The organism is Streptomyces sp. NTH33 (assembly GCF_003236365.1).
In the GTDB taxonomy this organism is placed as follows: Bacteria; Actinomycetota; Actinomycetes; order Streptomycetales; family Streptomycetaceae; genus Streptomyces.
In genome coordinates this window covers 1-5,785 of the sequence record NZ_POTZ01000436.1, presented here as the reverse complement: position 1 = coordinate 5,785, position 5,785 = coordinate 1, and the positions used below count along the sequence as shown (strand labels likewise).

Annotated in this window: 4 protein-coding genes; 2 read left to right on the top strand and 2 right to left on the bottom strand. The window is 74.2% G+C overall.

What is annotated here, in order from left to right; translation table 11 throughout:
- Window positions 1-456: 456 nt before the first annotated feature.
- Window positions 457-2,736 carry a catalase gene (locus C1I97_RS29780; protein ID WP_111006209.1) on the top strand — a complete coding sequence of 760 codons (2,280 nt, stop codon included), beginning with the start codon at window positions 457-459 and terminating at the stop codon, window positions 2,734-2,736.
- Between the two features lie 169 nt (window positions 2,737-2,905).
- Entirely contained in the window at window positions 2,906-3,424 is a 519-nt protein-coding gene (locus C1I97_RS29775) for a hypothetical protein (protein WP_181446970.1), read from the top strand.
- A 185-nt stretch (window positions 3,425-3,609) separates the two neighbouring features.
- Here C1I97_RS29775 and C1I97_RS29770 read toward each other — a convergent pair whose 3' ends face one another.
- Window positions 3,610-5,208, bottom strand: coding sequence for a glycerol-3-phosphate dehydrogenase/oxidase (locus tag C1I97_RS29770; protein ID WP_111006207.1), 1,599 nt, complete (start codon window positions 5,206-5,208; stop codon window positions 3,610-3,612).
- Window positions 5,205-5,738 carry a TetR/AcrR family transcriptional regulator gene (locus C1I97_RS29765; protein ID WP_441349169.1) on the bottom strand — a complete coding sequence of 178 codons (534 nt, stop codon included), beginning with the start codon at window positions 5,736-5,738 and terminating at the stop codon, window positions 5,205-5,207. The genes C1I97_RS29770 and C1I97_RS29765 overlap by 4 nt, the downstream gene beginning before the upstream one ends.
- Window positions 5,739-5,785: the final 47 nt, after the last annotated feature.

The window sequence follows — 5,785 nt, the reverse complement described above, 5'->3', positions numbered from 1 at the left end:
ATTCCCACCACGTCCTCCCCTTCTCACCGGCGCGTCACTGTAGTGGAGCGCGGCCCGTGTGCCTTGACCGTCCCGCCCTGGGTACGTGGGTGAGGCGGCCGGGGACGGCCGTCGCGCGAGGACGGCGGACGAAGGGAGCGCACTGGTGACGGCCCGGCGGTTTCACCCCCTTGTTGTCCGTCCGATGCGCCGCTCCCCGCGCCGTGAGAGATTGACCAGAACGACACCCTTTTAGGGCATCGATGCCCTTTCGGGGTGCTTCGTTCATTCGGCTCGCCCGGTGCGAGCCCACGCCCGCCGACCCCAGCGCACATCCCTGTGCGCTGCCCGCGGCCCGGCCCGGCCCGGACGGTTCGGGCCCGGCGGCCACACCCGGCGGGCGACGACCGGCATGTCGGAACAGCACGCGGCCGCGGCGCACCGCGGTACGGCCAGCAACCGGAGGAAGCGGTACTCATGAGTGAGGCCAGCCCCATCAAGAAGGCAGCGCAGAAGGTGACCGACGTCCTGCAGGGCGACGGCGCGGGACCGGCGGAGGGCATCCCCGGCAAGCCCGGCCCCGAGTCGCCGTCCGTCGCCGAGCCGACGGAGCCCAGGGAGCCGCTGCCGCCCAAGCCGGACCAGTCCGGCCCGGACACCTACTCCCCGACCGGACAGCCGACGGGCGCGGACCGGGCCAGGACGGCCCAGGCCGGGAGTTACCTGACCACCGCCCAGGGCGCACGCCTCTACGACACCGACCACTCGCTCAAGGCCGGGCCCCGCGGCCCCGTCCTGCTGCAGGACCACCACCTGCGCGAGAAGATCATGCACTTCGACCACGAGCGCATCCCCGAGCGCGTGGTCCACGCCCGCGGCGCGGCGGCGCACGGCGTCTTCACGGGCTACGGCACGGCGGCCTCCGTGACCAAGGCGGCGTTCCTCGCCAAGGACGTCGAAACCCCGGTCTTCGTACGGTTCTCCACCGTGCTGGGCTCCCGGGGATCGGCCGACACGGTACGGGACACCCGGGGATTCGCGACCAAGTTCTACACCAGCGAGGGCGTCTTCGACCTGGTCGGCAACAACATCCCGGTGTTCTTCATCCAGGACGCCATCAAGTTCCCCGACGTCATCCACGCCGGCAAGCCGCACCCGGACCGGGAGATCCCGCAGGCGCAGAGCGCCCACGACACCTTCTGGGACTTCGTCACCCTGCACACCGAGGCCACCCACCACACCCTGTGGAACATGTCCGACCGGGGCATCCCGCGCTCCTTCCGGACGATGGAGGGCTTCGGTGTGCACACCTTCCGCCTGGTCGACGCCGAGGGCAACACCACGCTCGTGAAGTTCCACTGGAAGCCGAAGCTCGGTGTGCACTCCCTGGTGTGGGAGGAGGCGCAGATCATCAACGGCGTCGACCCGGACTTCCACCGCCGGGACCTGTACGACGCCATCGAGGCGGGGGCCTACCCGGAGTGGGAGCTGGGCATTCAGGCCTTTCCCGACACCCCCGAGCAGACCTTCGAGGGCATCGACCTGCTGGACCCGACCAACATCGTCCCCGAGGAACTCGCCCCGGTGCAGCCCATCGGGCGGCTCGTCCTCAACCGCAACCCGTCGAACTTCTTCGCCGAGGTCGAGCAGGTCGCCTTCCACGTCGGCCACCTCGTCCCCGGCATCGACATCACCGACGACCCGCTGCTGGCCGGGCGCCTGTTCTCCTACCTGGACACCCAGATCACCCGCCTGGGCGGCCCCAACTTCGGGCAGATCCCGATCAACCGCACGCACGCACCGGTCAACGACATGCTGCGCGACGGCTTCCACCAGACGGCCGTGCACCGGGGCGTCGCGCCCTACCGCCCCAACTCCCTGGACGGCGGCTGCCCCTTCACCGCGGGCGCGGACACGGGGGCGTACATCGAGACGCCCGTGCGCATCCCGGAGGCGAAGAAGGTCCGTGAGGCGCCCGAGACGTTCGCGGACCACTTCAGCCAGCCGCGCCGGTTCTGGCTCAGCATGAGCCCGGTGGAGCGCGAGCACATCATCGGCGCCTACACCTTCGAGCTCGGCAAGTGCTACGAGCAGGCCGTCAAGGAACGGGGCCTGCAGGTCCTGGCCAACATCGACCCCGAGCTGTGCGAGGAGGTCGCCAAGGGCCTCGGTCTGCCGGCGCCCGAGGCGACCGTGCCCCTGGCCGACGTGCGGCCCAGCCCGGCGCTGTCCCAGGTCGGGCACACCTGGCCCACGGACGGCAGGGTCATCGGCATCGTCGCCGGGCCGGACGGCGACCTGGACGGCGTACGGGCCGTGCGCGACGCCGTGCTCGCCGGGGGCATGGTCCCCCTCGTCGTCGCGCCGTCCGGCGGCAAGCTCGGCAACGGCGACGGGGCGCTGACCGTCCAGCGCACCTACGCCACCGCGCGGTCCGTCGAGTTCGACGCCGTCCTGATCGCCGGTACTCCGGGGGTGGGCGCCGACGCCTACGGGGCCCGTGACGCCAAGTCCGGCCTGCCCTCCGTCCATCAGGCGACCCACGACCCGCGCGTCAGTCTGCTGCTGTCGGAGGCCTTCCGGCACGGCAAGGCGATCGGCGCCTGGAAGGGGGCCGAGGCCGCGCTCGAGGCGGCCGGTGTGCCCGTCGACGCTCCCGGGGTGATCCTCGGCGACAGCGGCACCGCCACGCTGGAGCAGATCACCCGGCTCCTGGGCGCCCACCGCGTCTGGGAACGCTTCCCCGCCGGGGCCTGACCGGTACGGTCGGTCCCTGCAGGGCCCGGGCCGCCTTCGGCGCCGTGCACCCGGCGAATGTGGCGGAAGCCACGCCCCGAAGGCGGCCTGCGTCATATTTTTCCCCGCGGGTCGGGAGCTACTGTTTCACGCGTCCTCTTTATCCGTGAACAGCTCGAACGGCCCGGCAGTGCACGAAGATCTCTCCCCGCTCATCGCCGCCACCACCCACTGGCTGACCAGCGCTTATCCGGCGTCCGGCGGCGCGCTCGCCGCCGCTCTCTGCGAGGTGCAGGCGCGCCAGGCGGTCACGGTCGCGGCCTGGCTGCGCTACCCGACGCCCATGGACGCCGCTCTGGTCACGATGGCCGGCCCCGGAGGCTCGGCCCGCCTGGACTGGGTCACCGGCGCGGACGGCGCCGGGACCGAGGACCCGGACACCTGGGCCTGGCGCACCTGGGTCGACGAGGTCGTCGCGAGCTGGGCGGCCTGCCTGCTCACCGACGCCGAACTGGCCGACCGCGCGGTGGACGCGCTCGCCGACCCCTCGGCCGCGCCGGTCGAGTTCCGCCGCCTGCTCGCCCCCGACGACAGCGACCGCAGCGCGGCGGCCCTCCTCCGCCACCCCGACCTCCTGTCCCCGGTGGCCGGCCTCCACCACGCCGAACTCCTCACCCGCCTCACCCTGGGCCCGGCCCTGGCGGCCTGAGCCGGCGCGACGGCCCGGCCCCGGGCGGGCGCTTCGTCACACCCGAGGGCAGTGACCGGTGCGCGGCCGGCCCGTGCTGTTCCGGGCTCTCGGGCCGCCCGGCCGGTCTTCGACGGTCCACGCCCGCCGGACGCGGGCCCGGGCCCGCGTCCGGCGGCTACCGGGAACTCCGTGCCACGACGTGTCTACCGGGATCCCAGCGTCTCGCCCACCGTCTCCCGCGCGGCCGGCAGGGCCGCTGTGCGGTCCGCGGGGATCAGGCCGATGCGGGTGCGGCGGTCCAGGAGGTCGGACTCGTCGAGGGCGCCCTCGTGGCGGAGGGCCCAGACGAGTTCGGCGCGGGTGACGGGGTGGCCGTCCAGGACGGGTTCGCGCAGGCGCGGGTTCCGGGCGCCCAGGGCATGGACGGCCGGGGCCTCGGTGCCGTAGCGGCGGATCAGGCGGCGCGGTGCCTGAAGGGTGGCCAGCAGCCGCGGTGAGGCGGCGCCCACGAGGGGCAGGGCGGCCGTGGGGGAGGGGCCCGCGGTCAGGCGGTGCGCGGCGACGGCGGCGTCGATCGCGTCCTCGGCCATCCGCCGGTAGGTGGTCAGCTTGCCGCCGACCACGGTGATCACGCCGTCCGCGGAGGTCAGCACCGCGTGCCTGCGGGAGACGTCCGCGGTCCGCGGCGCCGCGCCCGACCCGGTCGCCGCGGTGGTGTCCAGCAGCGGACGCAGACCCGCGAACGCGCCGGCCACGTCGTCGCGGTGGACGGAGACGTCCAGGGCGGAGGCCAGCACGTCGAGCAGGAAGCCGATGTCGGACTCGGGGACCTCCGGCACGTCCGGGACGTCGCCCCCGACGGGTTCGTCGGTGAGTCCGACGTAGACGCGGCCGTCGCCCTGCGGCAGCACCAGCACGAAGCGGTCGGCCTCCCCGGGCACCGGGATGTGCAGCCCGGCCGGCAGCGGACCGAGCCGGCCCTCGCGCAGCACCAGGTGGGTGCCGCGCGAGGGCCGTACCCGGATGCCGTCCACCAGGCCGCCCGCCCACACGCCGGAGGCGTTGATCACGGCGCGGGCTCTGATCTCGCCCTCCTCACCGGTCAGTTCGTCCCGCACCCGGGCACCGGAGCCGGTGAGTTCCAGTGCCCGTACCCGGGTCAGGATCCGCGCGCCGCGCCCCGCCGCCGTACGGGCGATCGCGGTGACCAGGCGGGCGTCGTCGGTCAGCCGGCCGTCCCAGGACAGCAGGCCGCCGCGCAGACCCGCGCCGCGCACGGCGGGCGCGAGGTGGCGGGTCTCCACCGCCGACAGCCTGCGCGGCGCCGGCAGCGTGGCGCGGGCGGTGCGTGCCGCCAGCCGCAGTCCGTCGCCCGCGCGGAAACCGGCCCGGGCCAGGGTGGCCTGGGCACGCGAGACCAGCGGGGTGAGGGGCAGGACGAACGGCTGTGCGCCGACCAGATGGGGAGCGGTGCGTTCCATCAGCACCCCGCGCTCCACCGCGCTCTCGTGGGCGACGTCGAACTGCGCGGACGCGAGGTAGCGCAGCCCGCCGTGGACGAGCTTGGAGCTCCACCGGGAGGTGCCGAAGGCCAGGTCGTGGGCGTCGATCGCGGCGACGCTCAGACCCCGCGCCGCGGCGTCCAGCGCGACCCCGGCGCCGGTCACGCCGAGACCGACCACCAGGACGTCCACGGTCTCACCGCCCACCGTCCGGCCCAGCTCGCGTGCGCGGCGCCCGGCGGTGAGGGAGGTGTCGGGGGCCGTACGGCCGGGAACGGCGGGGCCGCTGCCGTGGCTCATGGCGTCAGGGTCCTCTCCAGGATGGTCCGCAGTTCCGCGAGGAGTGCCTCGCCGTCCAGGTCGGGGTCCTCCTCGTCGGTCATCGTGCGCAGCGACAGCGCGAAGGACTGGACGACCAGCAGCAGGGACCGGGCCTGCCGTTCGGTGTGCCCCGCGCGCACCGATCCGTCGGCGTGGCCCTCGCGCAGGTCCTCGGCCAGCAGTTCGAGCAGGGCCTCCTGGCTGGCTCCGCGCCGGTCCAGCACGTAGGGGAGCAGCAGCTCGGGGTCCACGTCGACGATCTTGCGGAAGAGCGGGTGGGCACGGAACTCCCTCACCCCGGCCACCAGTCCGTCGACGAGCAGCGTGCGCGCGACCGTCCCCGGCCGGCGCTCGGGCCTCGCCCGGCCGGCCACGTCGATCCACTCCCGGGTCATCAGGTCGCCGACCAGGGAGCGCACATCGGGCCAGCGCGGCGCCAACGGCGTCGACGGCGCGGCCCCGGGGGCGAGCGAGGAGTCCCGGCAGGCGTTCGCCGAGGCGGCACAGATCAGACGGGCCCTGCACGCCAAGCGCACCGGCACCGTCCCCGAAGACA

Bases quoted from the DNA above. Each gene is read 5' to 3' on its own strand.
- C1I97_RS29780 (WP_111006209.1), top strand. From the start codon at position 457: ATGAGTGAGGCCAGCCCCATCAAGAAGGCAGCGCAGAAGGTGACCGAC.
- C1I97_RS29770 (WP_111006207.1), bottom strand. From the start codon at position 5,208: ATGAGCCACGGCAGCGGCCCCGCCGTTCCCGGCCGTACGGCCCCCGAC.